The organism is Nocardia aurantiaca (genome assembly GCF_009708175.1).
GTDB lineage: Bacteria > Actinomycetota > Actinomycetes > Mycobacteriales > Mycobacteriaceae > Nocardia > Nocardia aurantiaca.
The window spans coordinates 139185-161471 of sequence record NZ_WMBB01000002.1 but is presented as its reverse complement, the minus strand read 5'-3'; the positions used below and the strand labels follow the sequence as shown (position 1 = coordinate 161471).

The window sequence follows — 22287 nt, the reverse complement described above, 5'->3', positions numbered from 1 at the left end:
CCCGGCGAACGGCCCGCAATGCATCCGCGCGCCCAGCGCAGCATGACAGCGCAATCAGCGCAAGGTGACCTGCCGCGACCGCAAGCCGTCGCGCGAGCGGCGCTCCTCGGAGGTCAGCGGCGTGTCCGATTTCAGCGCTGCCCTCAGCTTCGCGTCGAACGCGCGAGCCGGGGCTTCCCATTCGCTCGCGTGCTTCTCCCGATCCAGGTCGAAGACCGGCACCAGCAGCCCATGGGTACGGAACGAGCCCGCGAACCGCGAACCCTCGCCCAGGTGCAGATCGCCGGCCGCGTGCAGCCGCGCCAGCGCCAGCATGAGCTGGTCCTCGTCCTCCGGCCGCACCCATCGGATGTGCGCCTTCTCGCCGGCGTCGACCCACCAGGCCGCGCCGACGGCATCCGCGCCCAGCTCCAAGCGGGCCGACGGCATGATGGCCTGATCGGCCTGCTCGATGGTGGCGGCCACCTGCGGGTCCGGGGTGACGCCCTCGGGCACCCACCAGTTGAAGTCCTGGTGCACGGTCAGATCCAGGGCCGCGCCCGGATCCAGCACCTCCGAAAGCCGCGGCGCGCCTTCCACAGTCGCGGTGGTCAGCGACTCGCCCGGGGCGGCGGATTGGGTCCACAGAATGGCGGCGGCCAGATCCGCGGCGGGATCGGCGGACTGGAACTGCACCTGCGTGCCGACGAAACCGGTCGGCTCGTCCCCGGCCCGCACCAGCGCGGCGACCGCGCCGGGCAGCACGGTGGCGAGGGTGACTGCCCGCTTCGCGGCGACATTCGGCGACAACTTCAAGGTCGCGGTGGCCGACGGCACGAACTCCCGTAGCGCGACCAGATCACATTCGGCGGCCAAGCCCTCGAAGGGGCGCGTCACGGCCTGCGCCGCCGCCTCCTGTGCGGCGCGGCGGGCGGCCAGCTTCTGCGCCCGATTACTGTCCGGCTTGGGACTGTTGCGCTTGCTCTTACCCATGGTTGGCAAACCTACTGTGTTAATTGCCCTCCGCTTCGCTCCGGGCGGGGTTCGCGGCGCTGCAAGTCTCGTTCTTCCCTCCCTCCGCTCCTCCGCTTCGCTCCCCCGCTCCGGTCAGTCCAGAACGAGACGCGCCGCGAACCAACTGGCGATCCGCTCGAAAGTCGCTGACGCGGAGTGCGGCGGTTCGAGGAAGATCCGCTCGAAAGTCGTTGGCGCGGACTGTGACAGCCCGAGGGCGATCCGCTCGAAAGTCGTGGGCACGGACTGCGACAGCTCGAGCAAGCCTCGATACGGGGTTTCAGGCGGTGGTGAGGACGGCCTTGGTGCGGGCGGGGTAGTTGGTGGCGACCCAGTCCACGCCCAGGTCGGCGCAGAGTTGGACGTCCTCGGGGTCGTCGCAGGTCCAGACGTAGGTGGCGCGGCCCGCGGCCGCGGCCTTGTCGACCAGGTCCGGGTGCTCGCGCAGGGTGCGCACCGATGGGCCGACGGCGGTCGCGCCGACGGTGTGGGCCGCGCCGCCGGACAGGTATAGCGAGGACTCGCCCAGCAGGACGGTCGGCAGCAGCGGGGCCGCGCGGCGGATGCGCCAGACCGCGGTCGCCGCGAACGACATGACCACCGCACGAGAGTGATCGGCCGACGCGGGCGCGCCGATGCCGTAGCGGGTGAGCTCGTTCAGCAGCGTGGTCTCCACCAGCGCCCCGTAGCGGACCGGGTGCTTGGTCTCGATGAACAGCTTGGTGGGACGGCTCTTCCAGTCCAGCACCAGCTCGATGAGCGCCGACAGCGTGAGCACGCCCTCGGGTTCCTCGGCGGTGCCGAAGTTCATCGCCTTCAGCTCGTCGAGAGTCAGCTCGCTGACCGCGCCCGTCCCGCTCGAAGTGCGGTCCACGGTGCGGTCGTGCACACAGACCAGGTGCCCGTCACGGGTCAGGCGGATATCGCACTCGACGCCGGCTGCGCCCTCCCGCAGGGCGAGATCGTATGCGGCGAGGGTGTGTTCGGGTCGCGCCGCCGACGCCCCCCGGTGCGCGACCACGAACGGCGCACGACTGGCCCGGCTCACTTCGCCAATACCTCCTGTTGCTCCGACGGGGCCGCATCGGCGTCTTCATCCCCGACTGCTGCATCATCCTCGACGACAGCATCATCCCGGACGACAGCCTCGGGCGCGCGCCGCACGGGTTCGATCACCGGCTGCGCGGGCCCGGTGGCGATCACCCAGCGCCCCCGTGCCCTCGGCCGGCCCCGCAGATCCAGGTCCGCGAAGGCCCGCACCAACCCGAGCGAGGCGACCGCGACCCCGGCCGCGGCCAGATCCGTCCACATGCTCGCCAGTACCCCGTCGGCCTGCACCTGCAGCGACGTCGCGAACCGGTACGGTACCGTCACCAGCACCAGCGCGGCGTTGAGAAGCCAAGCGCCCCACCAGATCCGGACCGCCCGCAGCAGCCGCGGATCCCCGCCGTCGGCGATCCGCAGCCGGGCCGCCTCGCCCAGAAAGATGCCGGGCCACACGAGATTCACGATCGGAACCAGACAGCCGAGCATCAGCGTGCGCAACGACCGCGGATCCGACTCCGCCAACCGCGCGTAGGCCGCGCGGCGGGTTTCGGCGAGCCAGCCGACCAGCGCCACCGCCGAAACCAGGGCGAGCACCGGGGCCGCCACCGCCGAAACGGTCACGGCGGCATCGGATATCCACAGTAGCCAGGGCTGGATGAGGCGCGTGCGGTTGCGCAGCAGGATGCCGTATCGGCCCAGCTCGGCCAGCGCGGCGAACCCGAAGACGCCCGCGGTCGCCAGCAACAGGACGGTGAGCCGATCGGTCAGCTCGGCCAGCGGGCGGCGCGGCGCGGCGGCCTCCGCCGGGGGCCGGTCGTGCAGCCCCCACCGCGGAATCTGGTGGTAGCGCGGCGTCTCCGTCGTGCCTGTCCGCCGGACAGGCTGCGGGGCGGGGGTTCTCCGGCCGGGCGGGCGGGCCACCCAGCGGTAGTTGCGGCGCTCGGCGGGGGCGTCCACCGGAGCCGGCGAGAGCAGAACGCCGTGGCAGCGCGGGCACCAGTGCAGCGGTTTGCCCTGGACGGCCCAGCGCGCGCCGCAACGGGCGCACGGCTGCACGACGGCGGATCGCGACCGGCCCACCTGTCCCCCGTTCATCGCTCCACCTCTCCGCGCCTAGTAGATCTTCGCCTCGGCACCGTCGCCGGTGAGCGGGCGGCCCGTCTGCTGCCAGGCCACCATGCCGCCCGAGACCATGACGGCCTCGTAACCGATCTGGTTCAGGTACTCCACCACCGGTGCGGACCGGCCGCCCTGCCGGCAGATCACGTAGATCTCGGCGTCGATGTCGATATCGTCGAGCCGGGCGGGCACATCGGTCATGGGAATGTGGATGGCGCCGGGCGCGCGGCCGAGCTGCCATTCGTCGACCTCCCGGACGTCGAGGAGCTGGGCGGGCACCGGCACGGTCGAACCCCAGCCGTCGGCGGCATCGAATTCCGCAGGCACCGCGTTGATCGGCACCGAGGGCAGGTGGGGGTTCGTCACGGTTTCGATCCTGCCACGCGTGCGCGAGAGCTGTGGAGTTCCGTGGCTGCGCGGGCTCGGTTTCGAGGAGTTATCCACATAATCCACAACCTGATCCACAGGATCCATAGAGGATGCTTCGTCCGGTCGGCCGATCCGGAAGTCCCCTCCCCGTTCCGGAGCGGCCGACCCGAGGCCTCTGTCCCAGAAGGCCCTATCCAGTCTGACGCCGCAGGTGAGCGCATGGTTCCGGTTCGGATCGGAAAAGAACCACAACACTACCGATCAGCGGAAATCCTGGGTCGGGCCAGGCGACATCGGTAGCCTGGCGCTATGACTGTGAGCAGGGGGCTACTCGACGGCCTGGACATCGAGGGACTCAACCGCGCGCTGTCGGAGGCGACATGCCTCGGCATCGACGTCGACCCGGCGGCGGCCACCCTACGCCTGGAACTGGACGTGCTGACCCTGCCCGAGGACGGTCCCCCACCGCCGGACTGCGATATCTACCTGACCCTGACGGGGGTCAGCCGGGTCGCCGCCTCGCTGCGCCGTCAGCGCTGGGATGATCTCGCGCCCGTTGTCCTCCCGCTCACCCTCGATGGCCTGCACGACGCCGTGCGGAGTTTCGGTGGCGGCGCGCTGCACGGCTGGGACTTCCTCGATCTCGGCGACAGCTCCTGGAGCCAGTGGCGCAAGCTGCTCAGCTTCGACACCACGCTGAGCGACACGCCGGCCGCCCACATGATGGAGTTCTCTCAGGAGGAGGGCGTCGACCCGCGCGAACTCGATGTGCGCGTCTGGTTCGAGGGCCTCGAGGTCACCGACAGGCAGGGCGCACCGATCGCCCTGCGGGAGTTCATCGCCGGCGGTGTGCGCTGGTGGCACGCCCACGACGCGGGCGACCCGCGCACCATGCGCCCGGACGTCGTCCCGCCGCTGTAGGTCGGACCGGCCGGGCAAGGCTTGCTCGGTTGTCACACGGTCGGTTCCGGCGGTCTCGAGCGCCCGGCGAACTCGTCGTACCACGACATGATTCGATGCTGTGGGACCGCGCGCGACCGGCGGTGATGCTGTCTTCGGCGCAATTCCGAAGAGTGGGAAGGAATTATCCGGACCGGAATGCGGGGGCACGCAGCCCGGTTGCAGACGAGCGGGTGTACGAATGATGGTTGGGTGCGCCTCGGCACCTGCCGAGGACACACGGCCCCGACACGGAAAGGGACATCGTGGCTGTTTACACGCTGCCAGACCTCGATTACGACTACAGCGCCCTGGAGCCCTTCATCTCCGGGCAGATCAACGAGATCCACCACACCAAGCACCACGCCGCCTACGTCGCGGGCGTCAACGCTGCCCTCGAGAAGCTGGAAGAGGCGCGGGCCAAGGACGACCACGCCGCCATCTTCCTGAACGAGAAGAACCTCGCGTTCCACCTCGGCGGCCACGTCAACCACTCCATCTGGTGGAAGAGCCTGTCCAAGGACGGCGGCGACAAGCCGGTCGGCGATCTGGCCGCGGCCATCGACGACGAGTTCGGTTCCTTCGACAAGTTCGTCGCGCAGTTCTCGGCGGCCGCCAATGGCCTGCAGGGCTCCGGCTGGGCCTGGCTGGGCTACGACACCCTGGGCAACAAGCTGCTCACCTTCCAGCTGACCGACCAGCAGGGCAATGTGCCGCTGGGCATCATTCCGCTGCTCGGCCTGGACATGTGGGAGCACGCCTTCTACCTGCAGTACAAGAACGTCAAGGCGGACTACGTCAAGGCGTTCTGGAACGTCGTGAACTGGGCCGAGATTCAGAACCGCTACTCCAAGGCGGTCAGCCAGGGCAAGGGCCTGATCTTCGGCTGACGCCGATGGGCATGAGTTTTGGGGGCTGACGCCCCTACACCCCCCAAAAAGGGAATTCGGGGGACGACCAGCCCCGAACGGGGCAGAGGTGGGCGGCCTCTCCTCTGGGGACGGATGCGACCGGTCCCGGAGACGACCGTGGGACAGCGGTCCGTTCGTACGCCTGAGGCCCGCGAACCGATACGGTTCGCGGGCCTTTCGCATTTCCAGGGTGTGGGTGCTAGCACTCTTTGGTACTTGTGTGCCAGTTCCGTTCGGGTACAACCTGGTGTTCCCTACAGCAATACCGGGCACAGCCGCCCCCGGGAGGTTCGGGAGGCACATCATGAGTGGCGAGATCGGCGTCATGCCGTTTCATGCGCATGGTTCGCTGCAGGGCTTCGTGATCTCCGGGCGCTGGCCCGACTCCACCAAGGAATGGGCGCAACTGCTGGTGCTCGCCGTGCGGGTGGCCAGTCTGCCGGGGCTTTTGCCCACCTCGACGGTGTTCGGGGCGCGAGAGGAGCTGCCGGACGATCCGGATCCCGCCATGGTCGGAGTCGTCATCGCGGAGGGCACGGTGATGGGGGCGGAAGCCTTGCGCCCGGGCATGTTTGCCAGTCATGTGCCAACCGCGCTGCTCATGCTGCATCCGCCGCGCGAGACGCAGCCCTCGCTGCCCGAGTGCACGGGTGCGGCGTCGGGCTGCCTACTGCTGCCGGGTCTGCCGCATCTGGGCCTGGAACATCGGGCGGCCTGGGTGGAGACGGACTGCGACGGCACGGTGACCTCGATGGTTTCGCGGGTGGGGGTGGATCCGATCAGCGATCCCGATACCGCGGTTCTGGCCATGCTGCTGGCCGCGTAAGGGTAACCGAAACCTTTCCGCAGCATCGCCAAACTTATTGTGCGCATTGCGATTTGGCGAACAGTCATTTGCACGCGCCTGGTTTGCCGGAGTAGCATGGCCGCGAGCGAAGGGGAGTAGCCCCCAATCACGCCGTCGACATACTGATCCGTCCCGGATCCGGCGCGTGAACCGGAATCCTCCGGTGGGCGAGACCTTCGGCCGACAAGAACCAAACCGATTGACCGGTGCGGTGTCGGCTGAAGCGCCCCCGCATTCAGCCGACAGGCCGGAGACCTGGGAGCTGACCTTCATGATCGCCACGATATTGCTGAGTTTCGGCGTGCTGTTCCTCGCCGAACTGGGCGATAAATCGCAACTCATGGCCCTGACATTCGCGCTGCGCTACCACTGGTGGGTGGTGCTGTCCGCCATCACCGCCGCCAGCGTGCTGGTGAACCTGATCGCCGTCGGCGTCGGCCACTTCCTGGGCGCGGCGCTGCCCACCGGAGTCATTTCCCTGTGTGCCGCTGCCACTCTCATCGCCGTCGGCCTGTGGACCCTGCGCGAGACCTTGCCGTCGAATTCGCCCGGCGAAGTGGAAGAGGTCGCGCCGCAGCCGAGGTCACGGTCCGCGTTCCTGGTGGTGCTGTCGGCCTTCCTGCTGGCCGAGCTCGGTGACCGCACCATGTTCGCCACCCTGGCGCTGGCCACCAAGAACGGCTGGCTCGCGGTGTGGATCGGGTCGGTCGCGGGCATGGTGGCCGCGGGCGGGCTGGCCATCCTGATCGGCGTGACCATAGGCAAGCACATTCCGGAGCGGTCCGTGGCCGTCTGCTCGGGCCTGCTGTTCCTCTACTTCGGTGCGCTGACCCTGCTGGAGGCCTTCGCCCGCGGCCTGGGCACCCCGGGCGCCGCGTTCTTGTCACTGGCCCTGCCGGCGCTCGCGGGCATCGTGCTGCTGCTGGTGCGCCGCCGCGCGGTCACCCCGGCGCCGTCAGTCGTGGAGCACGGTATTGCCGAACAGGTCCCCGCCGCGCCGCACGAGGTCCAGTAGCGGCTCCCGCAGCTCGCGCAGACCGTCCAGGTCGTTCACCGCGATACGCGCGGTGACCATGGCGCTCGAGGCCGCGACCAGGGTCTGGCAGGCGAAGCGCTGCTCCTCGGTCTCCGCGCCGAGCACATCGGCGACCATGGCCACGAAGGTCTCCTGGAGCTGAGTGCGCCGCGCGATGGCCTCCGGCCCGACGGCGTACACCTCGACGAGAAACAAACGGGCGTAAGCGGGTTGGCCCGCGAGCGCCTCCAGGTACGCGCCGAGGACGCGTTCGATGCGCTCGGTGCGGGTCTCACCGTCGAACTCGGCGCCGGTGGCGGTCAGGATGCCGGTGAGCATGAGTTCCGCGGCGCGCTCGTAGGCCGCCTCGAAACAGTCCTCCTTGGAACGGAATTGCTCGTAGAAGGTCTCGCGGGAGACGCCTGCCCGTTTGATGACCGCGGCCACCGGGGTTCCGACATAACCGTTCTCGGCCATCGCCTCGGCCATGGCGAGCAGGATGCGGTCGCGCTGGTCGGCGACCACGGTCTCACGGGGCAGGCCGTGGCGGCCGCGGGGCAGTTGGCGGGTTGCCGATTCGGGCATGTGTGGGACTCCGTTGGGCATCGAGCGATTCAGACGAGCTTTCTCATTCTGCGGGGGCGGGCCGGCTGCTCGGTGGTGAAGCCCGTGGGTTCGGTTCGGGCGATCTCGAGTCCGCCGGCCACGCCCTCGCGTAGCGAGTAGTCGACCAGGCGCTGGGCCAGCGGTCGGCACCACAGCACCATGCTCACCCAGTAGGGCGAGACGATGCGGCGGGAGCGGCGGGCCAGGGCGCGTTCGCAGGCGTCGATGGCCGGGCCCAGCGGGGCCACGCCGGAGACGGTGGAGCGGCCCAGAATGCTGCGGGCAGCCTCGGTGCCGAAGCCGCGGCTGGTCATCTCGGTGTCGAGTTCGGCGAAGTAGGCCATGCCGACCCTGGCTCCGGTGTGGCGCAATTCGATGCGCAGGGTGTCGCCGAGCGCCTCGACCGCGGCCTTGGAGGCGCTGTAGGCACCGGCCAGGGGTAGGTGGATCGCGGCGGCCAGCGAGGAGATGAGCAGGACGTAGCCGTCGCGGTGTGCGAGGTGGGGTCCGGCGGCGCGCAGCGTGTAGTAGACGCCGAGCACATTGACGGTGAGGGTCTCCTCGAGCACGGTCACGTCGCCGCCGAGCAGGGACAGCTGCCGGGCGATGCCGGCATTGCACACCACCGCGTCGAGCCCGCCCAGTTCGGCGGTGAGGGAGTTGACCACCCGCTCGACCTGGTCCGGATCGCCGATATCGCAATAGCGCCAGGGTGCGTCACCGCAGTCGGCCGCGACCTGGGCCAGCAGCGACTCCTCGATGCCGAGCAGGGCCACGTGCGCGCCGTGCGCGTGCAGCTGGCGGGCCAGGACGGCCCCGATGCCACGGGCCGCGCCGGTGATCAGGATGCGTTTGCCGGCCACTCGCGGGGTCGGCCGGCGGAAACCACGGCGAGGACGGGCCGTGCAGGTGTTCATGACTGCGAAAGTACCACTTATACGAACATCTGTGTTCGCAAATCTTGCGAGCTCTGTCTACTTGCCCTCCGCTTCACTCCGGGCGGATTTCGCGGCCACGTCCATGAAGCCGCGGTCTCGATTCTTGGCCTCCTCCGCTCCGCTCCCCGCTCCACGCGCGAAGAGGCGGAGCGCAGTCCAGAATCGAGATCCACCTCCCCACCCTCGGCCGCGAACCGTCGAGTTCGTCAAACTATGGCCCCTCTCAGGCTGGTTCGGGGTGCCCGATATCGTGCCTATTGACGGATGGCCAGTGAGAGGGCCGTCCACCGTCGAGAGGACCATTCACCGTGGAGATTTCGGGCTCCGCCGCCATTGTCACCGGAGGTGCGTCCGGGCTGGGCGCGGCTACCGCCAAGCGTTTCGCCGACGCGGGTGCGACCGTTTTCGGCCTGGATCTGGCTCAGTCCATCGAGCGCGCGGGCGACAGCGTCCCCGCCAATGTCACCCTGATCCCGACCGACGTCACCAGCGGTGACGAGGTGGCCGCCGCGGTCGCCAAGGTCGTGGAATCCGGTGTGCCGCTGCGCATTGTCGTCAACTGCGCCGGTGTGGGTTGGGCAGGACGCATCCTGTCCAAGAACGGACCGCACGACCTGGAGCTGTTCCGCACGGTGATCACCGTGAACCTGCTCGGCTCCTTCAATGTCATGCGCCTGGCCGCCGACGCCATCGCCAAGACCGATCCGGTCGACGAGTACGGCCAGCGCGGCGTCATCATCAACACCGCCTCGGTCGCGGCCTTCGAGGGCCAGATCGGGCAGATCGCCTACTCCGCCTCCAAGGGCGGCGTCGCCGGCATGACCGTTCCGGCCGCGCGTGACCTGGCGCAGTTCGGCATTCGCGTGAACACCATCGCCCCCGGCATCATCGACACCCCGATGCTGGCCGGCGTCACCGAGGAGTACCGCAAGGGCCTCGAGGCCGGTGTGCCGTTCCCGTCCCGCCTGGGCCGCCCGGACGAGTACGCGCAGCTCGCGCAGTACATCACCGAGCACGACTACCTCAACGGCGAGACCATCCGCATGGACGGCGCCCTCCGCATGGCTCCGCGCTGATCATGTGAACGGGCAAGGCCCCGTACCGAATTCGATACGGGGCCTTGCTGTTTCGTTATCCCTATCGCGACAACTGATCTCGTGAGGATCCGGGTGACTCCCCGGGGACCCCGAGACCGGTTCGGCCCAACGCCGGCACGCGTGCTCGGCCGTCGACGGCACTCAGCTGTGCGCCGCGCGGGGAGGCGGGTCAGTTCGGGCGGACAGCCGCAGCCTGGGGGCCCTTCTTGCCCTCGGTGATCTCGAAGGAGACCGCCTGGCCCTCTTCGAGCTGGCGGTAGCCGTTGCCCTCGATCTCCGAGTAGTGGACGAAAACGTCGGGGCCGTCTTCGCGGGCGATGAAGCCGTAGCCCTTCTCCGCGTTGAACCACTTGACGGTGCCCTGAACCATTACCTTCTCCTGACGAGGTGTTTCTTTGGTGCGTGGGTGCCGCGGCCGCGGCACCCGGGGGTCGATCAGAAGGCGGCTTGCAACTTGCCTGGCAAGGTGAAGCGACGCCCGCACACTGTTCCGCGCGAGCATGTTGAACACGAACACGAAAAACTTACGACCAAGACGTACAACGTACGCGCTCGCGCCGAGTTCCCGAAATCGCCAGGAGATGTGGACCGTCACATCAAGGACGAATCAGGCATGACCAATTCCCGCTTGCTATAGGTCGGGCTCCTGCGGAAACACCGCAGGAGCCCGATGCGAGCGCGACCGTCAGAGGCTGCGTGTGAGGCGGTCCGACAAGATGCGGGCGAACTGCGCCGGATCCTTCAGTTCGCCGCCCTCGGCGAGAACCGCGGTGCCGTAGAGCAATTCGGCGGTCTCGGTGAGTTCGTGCGGCTTCTCGGCATCGCCGGACACCTTCGCGTACGCGTCGCGAAGACCGGTGACCAGCGGATGCGCCGGGTTGAGTTCGAGGATGCGCTTGCTGTGCGGCAATTCCTGGCCGGAGGCGCGGTACATGCGCTCGAGCATCGGAGTGAAGTCGAACACGTCACCCACGATGCAGGCCGGGGAGGTGGTGAGGCGGGCCGTCAGGCGCACCTCCTTCACCTCGGCGTCGAGCGTCTGCCGCAGCCAGCCGAGCAGGTCGGCGAAGTCCTTCTCCTGCTGCTCGCGCAACTGCTCGGAGGCCTTCTTCTCGTCCTCGGTCTCCAGGTCGACCTCGCCCTTGGCGATGGAGACGATGGGCTTGCCCTCGAACTCGGTGACCGTGCCGACCCACATCTCGTCGACCGGGTCCGTCAGCACCAGCACCTCGAGGCCCTTGGCCCGGAACGCCTCCATATGCGGGGAGTTCTCGATCTGCTGCCGGGTCTCGCCGGTCATGTAGTAGATGGCCGACTGGGTCTCCGGCATGCGCTCGACGTACGCGGACAGCGAGGTCAGTTCGGAGTCCGAATGCGTGGACGCGAACGACGAGACGCCCAGGATGGATTGGCGGTTGTCGTGGTCGGAGAGCAGACCCTCCTTGAGCACCCGGCCGAACTCGCGCCAGAACTGCTGGTATTTGGTCTGATCCTCGGCGTTCTTCAAGTCCTTGACCGTCGACAGCACCTTCTTCACCAGGCGCTTGCGGATCATCTGGATCTGCCGATCCTGCTGCAGGATCTCGCGGGACACATTGAGCGACAGGTCCTGCGCGTCCACCACGCCCTTCACGAAGCGCAGATACTCCGGCATCAGCTCTTCGCAGTTGTCCATGATGAACACCCGGCGCACGTACAGCTGGACACCGCGCTTGTGCTCACGGGTGAACAGGTCGAACGGCGCGTGCGAGGGAATGAACAACAGCGCTTGGTACTCGAAGGTGCCCTCGGCCTTCAGGGGAATGATCTCGAGCGGATCGTCCCAGGCGTGCGCGATGTGCTTGTAGAACTCCGTGTACTCCTCGTCGGAGACCTCGCCGCGCGGGCGGGTCCACAGCGCCTTCTGGGAGTTCAGGGTCTGCGTCTCGACCAGGGTCTTCTCGGTCTTGTCCTCGCCCTCGCCCTCCAGAACGGTGCGCTCGACGTCCATACGGATGGGCCAGGCGATGAAATCCGAGTACTTCTTGATGATTTCGCGGAGCTTCCACTCCTGCGTGTAGTCGAAGAGGTGGTCGTCCTCGTCGGCGGGCTTGAGGTGCAGCGACACCGTGGTGCCCTGCGGGACGTCGTCCAGTTCCTCGATGGAATAGGTGGAGCTGCCCGCCTCGGATTCCCAACGGGTGCCGGTGTTCTCGCCCGCCTTGCGGGTGGTCAGGGTGACCTTGTCGGCCACCATGAAGGTCGAGTAGAAGCCGATGCCGAACTGGCCGATCAGCTCCTCGGCCTGCTGGTCACCGGCCTTGGCCTCCAGCAGCTGCTTGCGCAGCTGGGCGGTGCCGGACTTGGCGAGGGTGCCGATCAGGTCCACGACCTCGGCGCGGGACATGCCGATGCCGTTGTCTCTGACGGTGAGCACGCGGTCGTCACGATCGACCGCGAGTTCGATGTGCAGGTCGGAGGTGTCGGCGTGCAGGTCCTTGTCGCGGAAGGTCTCCAGGCGCAGCTTGTCGAGCGCGTCGGAGGCATTGGAGATGAGCTCCCGCAGGAAGGTGTCCTTGTTCGAATACACCGAGTGGATCATCAGCTCGAGCAGCTGATGAGTCTCGGCCTGAAACTCCAGGTGTTCGATGTGTTCGGTCACGACGCGATATTACGACAGACGAAGTCGGCAATCGCCGGAACCTCGGCGTCGGCCCGATCCGTCATCCAGTCCCGCAACACCTTCGTGGCCTGCACGTCGTCCTCGTTGTATTCGAGAATCCGGGTGCGCTGGGACAGATCCGGCTCGCCGCCCTCGTACGCGACGGCCAGGCGGTACCAGCCCATGGACGCCTCTCCCCCGGCCTCGGCGTCACGCCAGTGGAAACCCGCGACCGGCGCGATCTTCTTGAGGCCCTTGCCGTTCGGGCAGATGAACTGCTCGGACACCGCCTGGAACATGTCCACCCACTGCGGGCCGTCGACGAACTGCTGCACCTCCCGCTCGGTGGGGATGCCCGGACGCCCGGCGAAGCGGCGGGCCGACTCGTACAGCCATTTGTCCTCGGCGGTGCGCGAATAGCAGTAGGCGGCAAAGGATTTGCCCTGGACCGCGGCCTCGGCGCGCACACTCATGAGCCAGGCCCAGAATTCGGCGAAGGAGCGGCCCTCGTCCTCGGTGGGCAGCGGATCCCAGGTGACGAACGGACGGTAGACACCGTCCAGCAGGGTGCCCCACAGGTAGGCGCCGTGCTCCTGGAAGCTCTCCAGGTCCACGTCCACCTCGATGTCGGCGCGGGTGACCCGCACCCGGTCGACCCGGCGGACCAGGGGCGCGCCGGTGGCCCAGGCGCGGGCGGTGACCACGGCCTCGGTGAACGGCTCGTACTGCCAGTCGTCGGGATCGTCGCCGCTCCAGGCGGCCAGTTCATCGATGGTCTCGACGCCGTGACGGCGCAGTACCTCCGCGCGTGAGCCCGGGGCCACCAGGCTCACGTCGCGACGCTCGGCCAGCCACTGCTCACAGCTGCGGCCGCCCTCCTCGGGAGACCGGCTCCACCACGGGCATTGGCGGCACTCGGGGACTTTCGATGGGACGGTGGGGAGTTCGCCGCGCACCACCGCGATGCGGTCGGCGTAGCGGAGGTCGTAGTCGTCCAGGACGAGGCCCAGATCGTGGACCAGGATGCGGTCGAAGTGGTACCCGATAGCGCCGCCCACCAGGGCGGGGCTGGCCAGTCCGTGGCGCTGCAGCATGCGGTACAGGTGCGCGAGGCGCTGCTGGTCGCGCGGCTGCGGCCGGGTGCGGACGTGCTTGTCCGGCTGCGGATTCCATTGGTACAGGTCGCTGGTCGTCGGGTGGAAGTCCGCCGGATCCGGCTGGCGCGGATCGGTCACCTTGTGGTTCACCACGATGATCGGGACGTATCCGCCGCGATCGCTGTCGCGCCAAAGGATTTCGCAGCCGCCGCGCCGGCCGGTGTCGGGCTCCTGCGGCAGCAGTCCGCCCCAGATCCGTTCCGCGTCCGCCGCCATGGCGGCCATGGTGGCCGCGGCCCGCTGCGGCGCGGGCAGCGTCGGATCGATGACCGTCCAGCGCTCCGGGGCGGCGCCGACCAGCGTGTCCCGCACATGAGATCGATGCGCGGCGGCCGCTTCTCGTCGCTGTTGCACGCCGGCGTCCTCGGCGACTCCGGTCAACACGCCCGGATGGGTGGCGTCCAGGAAAAGCCGGTGCCGGCACCCGATAAGAGCGCGCGCGTCCAAGAACGCGGCCCGCTCGCCATGGTCACCGATGCCCGAATACACGCCAGTCAGTATGGCTCGAACGTCCGACAGGGTCGGCGGGCCGTCCTGTTTCGCTCTCCGGGGCGCCACGATGTGGCACCGAAACCGCACGGCGCTCGCTGCGCCGTGACACCACCGGTTAGGGTGATTCGCACACTGCGTTTCATGGGCGGACAGGCAATTTCCCCCGGCCCTGTGCTGCCATGGCGAACCAGCATGACGGAGGCCATTTATGGGGTTGTTCGGCAAGCGCAAGAAGCGGGTCAGCCGCCGAGCCGAGGCGAAAGCCCTCAAGCACAAGGCCGGTATGGAGGCCAAGCTGAGCGCGCGCAACGAGCGCAAGAAGAACCGGGCGGAGGCGCGCACCCAGAAGCAGGTCGCCAAGGCGGAAATCGCCAAGCTGCAGGCCGAGGAGAAGGCGGCGCTGAAGATCGCCGCCCGCGCGGAACGGGATCCCTTCAGCGCGGCCTCGATCCGCAAGTATCTGGGCGTGGCTCGGATACTGGTGCCGGTGCTGGCGCCGCTCGCCTACCGCGGCGCGACCTTCGTGCGCGGGCAACTCGACACCCGTCGGGCCCAGCAGCTGGGCATCGGCCTGGATCAACTGGGCGAGTTCGCCGGCCCGGGCGCGAAGCTACAGGCGCGCATCGCGGGCGTGGAGTCGACGCTGTCGCAGATCGAGTCCAAGAGCTCCGACACCGAGACCAAGGCGTTCGTGACCGCCAGCCGCGATCGCCTGGACAGCCTGTCCTCGGCGGTGCGCACCGCGGCCCAGATGCCGGTGCCGCGCCGCCGCGCCGTGCACGCCTCCATCTCCAACGAGCTCTCCGGCATCGAGGCCGACGTGCTCGCCCGTCTCGGCGTGAACTGAGTCACCCATGAGCTCGGTGCGCGGTGGACTGGCAGGTGTCGCCATGGCGGCCCTGGCGGTTGCGGCGCACGGGTTCGCGGGGGGCGGCTACCCCGGTTCCTCGGGGCTCATGCTGCTGGTGATGGCGGCCGCCGCCGTGGGCGCGGCGGCCGCCGCACTGCGGCCGCCGGCCGCGCTGCCCATCCTCATGGTGGCGGGCCAGCCCGCCTGCCACCTCGCCCTGAGCGGTCTCGTGCAGCACGGGCATGCCGCGGGGGCAATGGAATTCAGCGCACACGGGCCGATGCTGATCGCGCACGCGGTGGCGGCGGTCGGCTGCGCGTTCCTGATCCTGATCACCGAGCGGCTCTACGAGCTGATCTCGCGCGCCGTCCGGGTGCTCCTCACCCGGCCCGGCGGACTCCCGGCGCGGGCCCCGCTGTCTCGCCGCCCGCATTCGGTTCCCGACCCGAAAACCCTTCTCGCCCTGGGCGCGGCCGGACCGCGCGCGCCACCGGTTACGGCGTAACCCCGATCCCTTTCTTCCCGTAACCATTGTCAGAGAAGGCAATACATTCATGAACACCTCTCTTTCGCGCGTCTTCGTCACCTCCGTGGCCGCCTCCGGACTGATGCTGGTCGGCGCGGGCGTCGCGTCCGCGCACGTGGCCGTGGACGCGCCCGGCGCCCGCCAGGGCGGCTACGCGGTCGCGACCTTCCGGGTGCCGACCGAGTCCGACACCGCCTCGACCACCAAGCTCACCGTGACGCTGCCGAACCTGAAGAGCGCGCGCACCGAGCCGATCGCGGGCTGGACCGCCAAGGTCGACAAGAACGCCCAGGGCGAGGCCGTGTCGGTCACCTGGACCGCCAACCCCGGCAATCCGGGCGTGGCCCCGGGTCAGTTCCAGCGCTTCGCGCTCTCGGTGGGCCCGCTGCCCAAGCAGGATAAAGTCAGCTTCAACGCCGCCCAGACCTACAGCGACGGCAAGGTCGTCGACTGGAACCAGCCGATGAACGCCGACGGCAGTGAGCCCGAGCACCCGGCCCCCAGCCTCACCCTGGCCGCGAGCAGCGGCGGCGACGACGACGCGCCCGCCGCGGCCGATGACAAGAACGACAAGGGCACCGACAGCACCGCCCGCTGGCTGGGCGGCACCGGCCTGGCACTGGGCGCGCTGGGTGCGGCCCTCGGCCTGGGCAGCGTCATCCGGGGACGGCGATCATGAGCCGCAGGCTGCTGGCCGGGCTCATCACCGGGCTGCTGGTCACCGGATTCGCATTGCTCGGCGGCGGGGTCGCCGACGCGCATTCCGCGCCCATCGCCTCGAGCCCGGACAACGGCGCGCAGATCGACACCTCGCCGGCCACGGTCAGCATCACCTTCAACGAGAGCCTGCAGCCCGCCTACCCGTCCATGACGGTCACCGGGCCGGACGGCAATCTCTGGTCCAAGGGCCAGCCGAAGGTGGAGGGGCCGACCATCAGCATCGAGGTCGGTGAGCTGGGTCCGGTCGGTGAGTACAAGATCGCCTACCGGGTCACCTCGGCGGACGGGCACCCGGTCAGCGGCACCCGCTCGTTCACACTCACCAAGGCGGGCAATGGAACTCCGGGCCCCAAGCCCGACTCGACCGCCAAGTCCGGCGGCTCCGACGGTGGCGGCGTGCCGCTCTGGGTGTTCATCGTGGCGGCGGTGGTGCTGTTCGGCGGCGGCTTGGCCTTCGCCCTGTTCGGCGGACGGGGTAAGCAGCGCAGGTGAATCGGCCCGACCGCACCGATCGTCGCCGGGAGCGCGGGACGGCCGGCGGTAGCAGCTCACTGAGATGGCTGCTGCTGCTGGTCATCCCGGTCGCCCTGGGCGGCGCCGCGCTGGCCTGGGCGCTGGCCGCCGACGATCCGGTCCAGGCCGAGGCCCCGGTCCGGGTGCTCGCCGACTGCGCGGGGGCGACCGTGCTCGGGCTGGCCGGGCTGCCGAGGCTGTGGGACCGGCTGGTCCCGCGGTGGCGGCCGCTCACCGTGCTCGCCGCGGTCTGGGCGGGCATGGAATTCGCCATGCTGGTGCTGGAAGCCGCGGAGGTGCAAGGGGTTCCCGCGCGGCGGCTGAGCGCCGCGCGGTTCGGCGACTATCTCACGCACGTGAGCGGCGGACAGATCGGCATCGCGCTGCTCATCGGCAGCGTCTCGGTGGCGGCGTACAGCGCCTTCGGATTCCGGCAGCCGGACCGGGCCACCGCGGATCTGGTGCTGGTGTTCACCGCCGTCACGCTGGCGCTGCGACCGATCACCGGGCATATGTCGCAGCAGTCGTTCGGTTCGGTGCTGGCGGCTGTGCACGCGCTGGCGGCGGCGGCCTGGTTCGGCATGCTGCTCGCGCTGGCGCTGACCGTGCGCACCCGGGGCGAGTGGGCGGTGCTGCTGCCTCGGTACTCGAATTGGGCGCTGCCGCTGGTGGTTACGGTGGCGGTCACCGGAATCGTCAACGGGCTGGTGCGGATCGGCGGGGTGAGTCCACTGGTGACCAGCGGGTACGGCCGCATCCTGCTGGCCAAGACGATCCTGGTCACCGTGCTGCTCGCACTGGGCTGGTGGTGGCGGCGCGGCTGGGTGCCGAAGGTCGCCGATCACCGGATGGCGGCGGACGACTCGTTGCGGCGCGCGATTGTGGAGGTGCTGGTGATGGCGTCGGTCTTCGGGCTGGCCGCTACACTGGCCGTCACGGCTTGACCGGAGCCACGGTCGCCGAATTCGCCTGCGCTGTCTCATAAATGGCGAAGTCGCAGCTCTATGGAGCCGATCACAAGATCTGCGGATTGAAACTAGAACACGTTACAGTTGCGCGCATGACCGAAGTCAAGATCGTCGCGGACTGCGCCGCCTCGGCCGAATCCGCCTTCGCCTACGTCAACGACTACCGGCAGCTGCCGAACTTCATCAATGAGATCAGCGCCTTCACCCCGCTGACCGACCAGATCGAGGGTATCGAAGCCACCTTCGACGGGACCATTCAACTGGGCCCGATCACCCTGCACTCGACCATCAAGATCGTCCGGCACGAGCCGGGTTACGCGATCGGCGTGAAGTCGATCAAGGGCTTCGAAATCGAATCCACCTTCCTCTTCCACGACAGGGGCGAGGAATCCTGCACCATCGACGCCATCGTCGATTACCGGGTCCCCGGCGGTCTGGCGGGCAAGATCCTCGGCAAGACCATCGAGCCCTTCGTGAAGCTCGCCGTGAAAAGCTCCACGCAGAACCTGGCCACCCAGGTCTCGGCCTTCCACGCCGACCGCACCAACGCCTGACCCAGCTCTCGGGGACTCTCGGGCTGCGTCCCGAAGGCATCGAGAGGCTCGTCCCCTCCGGGTCGTCAACGCCGCCGACCCCCCGCGGTTGTCCCGCACTCCCCCACCGGGGATCCTGGGCACATGCCCGAACGCACCGCCCCGACGCCACTGCAGCGAATCGGCTACCTCTGCGGGCGGACGCTGCCGCCGTCCATGTCGGACTGGGTACTGAACGATCTCACCGGCCCGGGCGCGACCCGGCGCTACCTGCTGCGGATGCTGATTCCGATCATTCCGGTGCTGTGCCTGTTCCTGCTGATTCCGGGCCCGCTCTGGATGGGGCTGGCCATGATGGCGCTGCTGTATCTGCCGCTCATCTATTTCACCGCGGCACTCACCTATGTGTTCCGGCGCAAACGACTCCTCGAACACGGCCTGGATCCCGCGCTCGCCGACGTCGATCGCCGCGCCCGCGAAGCCGCCGACCGAGCCGCCTACGAACAGCGCCACGGCCGCGCCTGATTCATGTGTCTCCGGTCTCGATTCGCACTCGGCACCGGGAACGAGGAATACGCTCGAATTCAGAGTATTCGGCTTCGGGTTCGATGGAGAACCAGATGGAACCTCAATGGGCGGCAGGGTATTTCCTGGCGAGTGACGCCGATCGGGAACGCGCGATCGAGGCCCTGAAACAGAATTTCCAGGCCGGGCGGCTCACCGTCGACGAGTTGTCCGACCGCATCGGATACGCGCTCAATGCGCGCACCTGCAGCGAACTCGACACGGTGATGACCGGATTGCCGTGGCGGCCCATGACTCCGGCCGGGTATCCGGGCATGCCGATGTACGCGAAGACGCCCGTGTACTACGCGCCGGCCGCCCAGCGCTCCAAGGGCATGGGCATCACGTCGTTCGTGCTGGGGGTTTTCGGATTCTTCTGCGGGCTGACCGCGGTCCCGGCCGTGATCCTGGGCCTGGTGGCCCTGACCGTCGACGCCGACCGCCGCGACGACAGGGGATTCGCGGTGGCCGGCCTCGCGGTAGGGATCATGTGGATGACCATCTTCGGGTGGGTCTTCTTCCGCTGACACCGTATTCGCCTCGGTACAGGCTGTTTCGACACGCGGCGGCTATTTCGACACGGCACGTTCGAAGGCGCGCAGATCGGCCTCCGTCCGGCGGAACAGCCAGTAGTCGCCGAGGAACCCGAGCACGCCCGCGACGCACAGGCCGTAGATCGGAATCAGAACCAGCGAAACCTCTTCCGCGTTCAGGAAGATCAGGCTGGAGATCACCCCGACCAGCGGAATCGCCACGGCCACCGCGAGATAGCCGGTACAGCGGCGGCTCAGGGCCCGCAGCGCCTGCCGATCCTCGGCCGTCTCCCCGTGCGTGAGCAGTCGCGGATAGAAGCAGCGCACCACGAAGAACGTCACCACGAAGAACGGATAGGCCACCGCGATCGCGCCCGAAACCAGCAGCGTCGCCACCAGATTCACGATGCGCCCCGGCGGCAGTCCGGTATAGACCACCAGCGCGATGGCCGAGACCGCGGCAGCCAGCACCCACCAGGCGAAGGCCAGCAGCGCCACCCGGTCGCCGTTCTTCAAAGTGTCCCGGCGGGCCCGGGACAGCTCGGCCGACTCGTAGGTGCGGCCCCGCCGCAACCCGCGCCACACGATGAAGGCCCGGCGGCACAGGTAATTGGCGACCGCGATGGCCGCCGGGGTGGCGACCAGGGCCATCGCGTTGCCGACTACTTGGAGCCGCGCTCGCTCCTCGGGCGTGAACCAGAGCGCGAACAGCGGATGGTTGTGCAGATTGACGTACGCCATGCCGAGCACGTCGCCGACCAGGCTGGCCACGGTGATCAGGGCCAGCAGCGACCATGGGCCGACCCGTGCCCGCCAGTTGCTCTCGGGCGGGTCCACCAGATCCCGTGCCCGCTGATCCAGGCACAACTCCAGCTGCTGGGCCAGCGCCGCGCCATCGGGCCAGCGGTCTTCACGATCGGGCGCAAGGCATTTGAGCAGCACCCGGCGCAGCGTGGCCGGGCAGTCGGGCGGCAGCTCGTCGAGGTGGCGGGGATCGATCTCGTGGCGGCGCAGCCGCAGCATGCGCTCGAGCGAGGATTCCGAATCGCCCGCGAGGGATTCGTCGTCGAAGGGGCGGCGGCCGGTGAGCAGTTCCCACAGCACCACGCCCAGCGCGTAGATGTCGCTGCGGCCGTCGAGCGCCTCGGCGGTCTCGAGCAGTCGCGGATGGCAGGCCGCCAACTGCTCCGGCGACATGTACGCCAGCGAGCCGCCGAAATAGGCCAGCGGGCTGGTGCCCGCCACGTGCTGGCTGAAACTGATGTTGAAATCGGCCAGTTTCGGGCTGCCGTCGGCGGTGAGCAGCACATTGGCGGGCTTGATATCGCGGTGCAATACCCCGTTGTCGGCCGCGTAGTCGAGCGCACGGGCCAGTCGGCTGCCCAGCCACGCAACGGTTTCCGGCCAGCTGCGCTCCGGCATCGCGGCGCGAGTGAGGGATTCGCCGGGTATCAGGCCGCCCTTGTCCCGCATGGCCGAGTCCACCGCCTCCAGCAGCAGACCGCCGTCGCGTTCGCCCGGTTCGCGGGAACGCACCAGCGCCAGCACTTTCGACAGCGTGCCGCCCGGAAGATATTGCATATAAAGCAGTTTCAGCTCCTGGTCGGACAGCAGGCGCTGGTCGAAGACGCGCACAATATGCTCATGGTCCAGCTGGGCCAGGGTCTCGGACTCGGTGCCGTGATTCTGCGAGATCTTCACCGCCACCAGCCGCTGCATGGACCGCTGCCGGGCCAGGAAGACCCGGGCGAAGGCGCCGCTGCCCAGCTCCACCAGCAGATCGAAATCGTCCACCCGGTCGCCGACCTCGATGCCCTCGAGGGCGTGCTGGGCCTGCGGCCGGGCAATGAGCGTGCTGCGGTAGTCGCGCTCGGCCCACTCGGTGGCGGCCGCCTCGGTCGGCAGAGCGCTGATGTCCAGGGCGAAACCGGAGCGGCGCAGAGCATGGAATTCCTCATAGGCCAGGTCGGGAGGCAGTGAGCCGGAACGCAATTCGTCGAATTCGGCCCGATACTCGGCCAGCCGCTTGGGAAAGTCGTAGCGGATCCAGCGATACTCCAGGTCCACCTTGATCAGCTCGATCAGCGCCAGCCGCCGCGATTCCGGTCGATGCGGCAGGAATTCGGCCAGGTTCGGCGGCGCTCCGGCGGACTCCCAGGCGGCCTGGAATCTGGCGAGCACGGACGCCAGCAGGGCGCGGGTCTCGTCGACGGCACCCGAGTCGATCACCCATTCCACGTTCACGCCTCCCCCGACCTGGACTCATCGGGTGTATGCGCCCGAGAATCCGACTGCAGAGTTGATTCGTTCTTCTAGGTAGATCGCCGGGCAAGCGAAGAGCGCATCACCCTTGCCGGGAACATCGGACGGCGGTGCCCGGCGGGCACTACAGTCTCGGTATGAGCGAGCAGTTCCCCGAACGGGTCTGGGGCACCCCACACGGCTTCCTGTCCCGCCTCGTCAGTCCATTCGCCGCCACCAAGGCCGGCTCGTCGGTCATCCGCAAGCTGACCCCGCTGGATCGCAAGATCCTCGAGCGCACGGGCGGCAAATACACCGTGCTGGGCCCGATCGGCGCGCCGGTCATCCTGCTCACCACCGTCGGCCGCAAGTCCGGGGAACCGCGCACCACCCCGCTGCTCTACGTTCACGATGGGGACACGATCTATGTGATCGGATCGAACTTCGGTCAAAACCACCACCCGGCCTGGACCGGGAACCTGCTGGCCAATCCGGCCGCCGAGGTCGCCATCGCCGGGCAGCACATTCCGGTGACCGCCGCACTGGTCACCGACGAGGACCGCAAGAAGGCCATCTTCGAACGCTTCGAGGAGACCACCCGGGCGTACACTTCCTACCGCAATCGCACCGCTCGCGACTTGCGTATTTTCGCCCTGACAAGATGACTG

Annotated in this window: 24 protein-coding genes; 14 read left to right on the top strand and 10 right to left on the bottom strand. The window is 68.4% G+C overall.

The annotated features are described in order from the left end of the window. Positions 1–54: 54 nt before the first annotated feature. The 4 genes from GLP40_RS04240 to GLP40_RS04225 all read right to left on the bottom strand — a co-directional run bounded on the left by GLP40_RS04240 (position 55) and on the right by GLP40_RS04225 (position 3486). The gene (locus tag GLP40_RS04240) at positions 55–972 is read right to left on the bottom strand and encodes a DUF5926 family protein (RefSeq protein ID WP_154786513.1); all 918 of its coding nucleotides are present in this window, start codon (positions 970–972) and stop codon (positions 55–57) included. Between the two features lie 301 nt (positions 973–1273). Further along, the gene (locus GLP40_RS04235) at positions 1274–2041 is read right to left on the bottom strand and encodes a glycerophosphodiester phosphodiesterase (RefSeq protein ID WP_328289669.1); all 768 of its coding nucleotides are present in this window, start codon (positions 2039–2041) and stop codon (positions 1274–1276) included. After that, positions 2038–3135 (bottom strand): DUF4328 domain-containing protein, encoded by a 1098-nt coding sequence (locus tag GLP40_RS04230; protein ID WP_154786512.1) that lies wholly within the window; start codon positions 3133–3135, stop codon positions 2038–2040. Before GLP40_RS04230 ends, GLP40_RS04235 begins: the two co-directional genes overlap by 4 nt. An 18-nt stretch (positions 3136–3153) precedes the next feature. Beyond that, entirely contained in the window at positions 3154–3486 is a 333-nt protein-coding gene (locus GLP40_RS04225; protein ID WP_328289765.1) for a rhodanese-like domain-containing protein, read from the bottom strand. Between the two features lie 351 nt (positions 3487–3837). On the opposite strand from GLP40_RS04225, the gene GLP40_RS04220 reads away from it, so the two are divergent. The 4 genes from GLP40_RS04220 to GLP40_RS04205 all read left to right on the top strand — a co-directional run bounded on the left by GLP40_RS04220 (position 3838) and on the right by GLP40_RS04205 (position 7240). Beyond that, entirely contained in the window at positions 3838–4449 is a 612-nt protein-coding gene (locus GLP40_RS04220) for a hypothetical protein (protein ID WP_154786510.1), read from the top strand. Between the two features lie 284 nt (positions 4450–4733). Beyond that, positions 4734–5357 (top strand): superoxide dismutase, encoded by a 624-nt coding sequence (locus GLP40_RS04215; RefSeq protein ID WP_328289668.1) that lies wholly within the window; start codon positions 4734–4736, stop codon positions 5355–5357. A 325-nt stretch (positions 5358–5682) separates the two neighbouring features. Next, positions 5683–6204: a peptidase gene (locus GLP40_RS04210; RefSeq protein ID WP_154786509.1), complete on the top strand. Its 522-nt coding sequence runs from the start codon at positions 5683–5685 to the stop codon at positions 6202–6204. A 292-nt stretch (positions 6205–6496) separates the two neighbouring features. Then, complete coding sequence (locus GLP40_RS04205) at positions 6497–7240, top strand: TMEM165/GDT1 family protein (RefSeq protein ID WP_154786508.1); 744 nt, start codon at positions 6497–6499, stop codon at positions 7238–7240. Here the strand turns inward: GLP40_RS04205 and GLP40_RS04200 are convergent. Further along, a complete protein-coding gene (locus tag GLP40_RS04200; protein WP_154786507.1) occupies positions 7181–7825 on the bottom strand; it encodes a TetR/AcrR family transcriptional regulator in 645 nt (214 codons plus the stop codon). The genes GLP40_RS04205 and GLP40_RS04200 overlap by 60 nt on opposite strands. Positions 7826–7854: 29 nt before the next feature. Continuing rightward, positions 7855–8763 (bottom strand): SDR family NAD(P)-dependent oxidoreductase, encoded by a 909-nt coding sequence (locus GLP40_RS04195; RefSeq protein ID WP_154786506.1) that lies wholly within the window; start codon positions 8761–8763, stop codon positions 7855–7857. A 329-nt stretch (positions 8764–9092) separates the two neighbouring features. On the opposite strand from GLP40_RS04195, the gene GLP40_RS04190 reads away from it, so the two are divergent. After that, on the top strand, positions 9093–9860 hold the full coding sequence (locus GLP40_RS04190; RefSeq protein WP_328289667.1) for an SDR family NAD(P)-dependent oxidoreductase: 768 nt from the start codon (positions 9093–9095) through the stop codon (positions 9858–9860). A 190-nt stretch (positions 9861–10050) separates the two neighbouring features. Here GLP40_RS04190 and GLP40_RS04185 read toward each other — a convergent pair whose 3' ends face one another. The 3 genes from GLP40_RS04185 to GLP40_RS04175 all read right to left on the bottom strand — a co-directional run bounded on the left by GLP40_RS04185 (position 10051) and on the right by GLP40_RS04175 (position 14168). Further along, positions 10051–10251: a cold-shock protein gene (locus GLP40_RS04185; protein ID WP_154786505.1), complete on the bottom strand. Its 201-nt coding sequence runs from the start codon at positions 10249–10251 to the stop codon at positions 10051–10053. A 315-nt stretch (positions 10252–10566) separates the two neighbouring features. After that, positions 10567–12522: a molecular chaperone HtpG gene (gene htpG / locus GLP40_RS04180; protein ID WP_328289666.1), complete on the bottom strand. Its 1956-nt coding sequence runs from the start codon at positions 12520–12522 to the stop codon at positions 10567–10569. Then, the gene (locus GLP40_RS04175) at positions 12519–14168 is read right to left on the bottom strand and encodes a TM0106 family RecB-like putative nuclease (RefSeq protein ID WP_328289665.1); all 1650 of its coding nucleotides are present in this window, start codon (positions 14166–14168) and stop codon (positions 12519–12521) included. Before GLP40_RS04175 ends, htpG begins: the two co-directional genes overlap by 4 nt. A gap of 211 nt (positions 14169–14379) precedes the next feature. On the opposite strand from GLP40_RS04175, the gene GLP40_RS04170 reads away from it, so the two are divergent. The 8 genes from GLP40_RS04170 (at position 14380) to GLP40_RS04135 (ending at position 19372) form a co-directional block, all read left to right on the top strand. After that, positions 14380–15018, top strand: coding sequence for a DUF6474 family protein (locus tag GLP40_RS04170; protein ID WP_154786504.1), 639 nt, complete (start codon positions 14380–14382; stop codon positions 15016–15018). Positions 15019–15025: 7 nt separating this feature from the next. Beyond that, positions 15026–15526: a hypothetical protein gene (locus GLP40_RS04165; protein ID WP_154786503.1), complete on the top strand. Its 501-nt coding sequence runs from the start codon at positions 15026–15028 to the stop codon at positions 15524–15526. A gap of 49 nt (positions 15527–15575) precedes the next feature. Further along, positions 15576–16226: a YcnI family copper-binding membrane protein gene (locus GLP40_RS04160; protein ID WP_154786502.1), complete on the top strand. Its 651-nt coding sequence runs from the start codon at positions 15576–15578 to the stop codon at positions 16224–16226. Then, positions 16223–16759 carry a copper resistance CopC family protein gene (locus tag GLP40_RS04155; protein ID WP_154786501.1) on the top strand — a complete coding sequence of 179 codons (537 nt, stop codon included), beginning with the start codon at positions 16223–16225 and terminating at the stop codon, positions 16757–16759. Before GLP40_RS04160 ends, GLP40_RS04155 begins: the two co-directional genes overlap by 4 nt. Then, on the top strand, positions 16756–17724 hold the full coding sequence (locus GLP40_RS04150) for a copper resistance D family protein (RefSeq protein WP_328289664.1): 969 nt from the start codon (positions 16756–16758) through the stop codon (positions 17722–17724). Before GLP40_RS04155 ends, GLP40_RS04150 begins: the two co-directional genes overlap by 4 nt. A gap of 116 nt (positions 17725–17840) precedes the next feature. Beyond that, positions 17841–18302 (top strand): SRPBCC family protein, encoded by a 462-nt coding sequence (locus GLP40_RS04145; protein ID WP_154786500.1) that lies wholly within the window; start codon positions 17841–17843, stop codon positions 18300–18302. 123 nt (positions 18303–18425) lie between these two features. Further along, positions 18426–18806, top strand: coding sequence for a DUF5313 family protein (locus tag GLP40_RS04140; RefSeq protein ID WP_154786499.1), 381 nt, complete (start codon positions 18426–18428; stop codon positions 18804–18806). A gap of 95 nt (positions 18807–18901) precedes the next feature. Next, positions 18902–19372 carry a DUF1707 and DUF4190 domain-containing protein gene (locus GLP40_RS04135; RefSeq protein WP_196054520.1) on the top strand — a complete coding sequence of 157 codons (471 nt, stop codon included), beginning with the start codon at positions 18902–18904 and terminating at the stop codon, positions 19370–19372. A 42-nt stretch (positions 19373–19414) separates the two neighbouring features. On the opposite strand, the gene GLP40_RS04130 is transcribed toward GLP40_RS04135, so the two are convergent. Beyond that, entirely contained in the window at positions 19415–21616 is a 2202-nt protein-coding gene (locus GLP40_RS04130) for a serine/threonine-protein kinase (RefSeq protein ID WP_407671537.1), read from the bottom strand. 161 nt (positions 21617–21777) lie between these two features. Between GLP40_RS04130 and GLP40_RS04125 the strand changes: the two genes are divergently transcribed. Further along, positions 21778–22284, top strand: a complete 507-nt coding sequence (locus GLP40_RS04125) for a nitroreductase/quinone reductase family protein (protein WP_154786497.1) — start codon at positions 21778–21780, stop codon at positions 22282–22284. Positions 22285–22287: the final 3 nt, after the last annotated feature.

What these genes read in the sequence shown, in the direction of transcription:
- GLP40_RS04210 (WP_154786509.1), top strand. Translation starts at nt 5,683, where the DNA reads ATGAGTGGCGAGATCGGCGTCATGCCGTTTCATGCGCATGGTTCGCTG.
- GLP40_RS04230 (WP_154786512.1), bottom strand. Translation starts at nt 3,135, where the DNA reads ATGAACGGGGGACAGGTGGGCCGGTCGCGATCCGCCGTCGTGCAGCCG.
- GLP40_RS04200 (WP_154786507.1), bottom strand. Translation starts at nt 7,825, where the DNA reads ATGCCCGAATCGGCAACCCGCCAACTGCCCCGCGGCCGCCACGGCCTG.
- GLP40_RS04220 (WP_154786510.1), top strand. Translation starts at nt 3,838, where the DNA reads ATGACTGTGAGCAGGGGGCTACTCGACGGCCTGGACATCGAGGGACTC.
- GLP40_RS04140 (WP_154786499.1), top strand. Translation starts at nt 18,426, where the DNA reads ATGCCCGAACGCACCGCCCCGACGCCACTGCAGCGAATCGGCTACCTC.
- GLP40_RS04165 (WP_154786503.1), top strand. Translation starts at nt 15,026, where the DNA reads ATGAGCTCGGTGCGCGGTGGACTGGCAGGTGTCGCCATGGCGGCCCTG.
- GLP40_RS04195 (WP_154786506.1), bottom strand. Translation starts at nt 8,763, where the DNA reads ATGAACACCTGCACGGCCCGTCCTCGCCGTGGTTTCCGCCGGCCGACC.
- GLP40_RS04240 (WP_154786513.1), bottom strand. Translation starts at nt 972, where the DNA reads ATGGGTAAGAGCAAGCGCAACAGTCCCAAGCCGGACAGTAATCGGGCG.
- GLP40_RS04125 (WP_154786497.1), top strand. Translation starts at nt 21,778, where the DNA reads ATGAGCGAGCAGTTCCCCGAACGGGTCTGGGGCACCCCACACGGCTTC.
- GLP40_RS04160 (WP_154786502.1), top strand. Translation starts at nt 15,576, where the DNA reads ATGAACACCTCTCTTTCGCGCGTCTTCGTCACCTCCGTGGCCGCCTCC.
- GLP40_RS04145 (WP_154786500.1), top strand. Translation starts at nt 17,841, where the DNA reads ATGACCGAAGTCAAGATCGTCGCGGACTGCGCCGCCTCGGCCGAATCC.
- GLP40_RS04155 (WP_154786501.1), top strand. Translation starts at nt 16,223, where the DNA reads ATGAGCCGCAGGCTGCTGGCCGGGCTCATCACCGGGCTGCTGGTCACC.
- GLP40_RS04185 (WP_154786505.1), bottom strand. Translation starts at nt 10,251, where the DNA reads ATGGTTCAGGGCACCGTCAAGTGGTTCAACGCGGAGAAGGGCTACGGC.
- GLP40_RS04205 (WP_154786508.1), top strand. Translation starts at nt 6,497, where the DNA reads ATGATCGCCACGATATTGCTGAGTTTCGGCGTGCTGTTCCTCGCCGAA.
- GLP40_RS04170 (WP_154786504.1), top strand. Translation starts at nt 14,380, where the DNA reads ATGGGGTTGTTCGGCAAGCGCAAGAAGCGGGTCAGCCGCCGAGCCGAG.
- GLP40_RS04135 (WP_196054520.1), top strand. Translation starts at nt 18,902, where the DNA reads ATGGAACCTCAATGGGCGGCAGGGTATTTCCTGGCGAGTGACGCCGAT.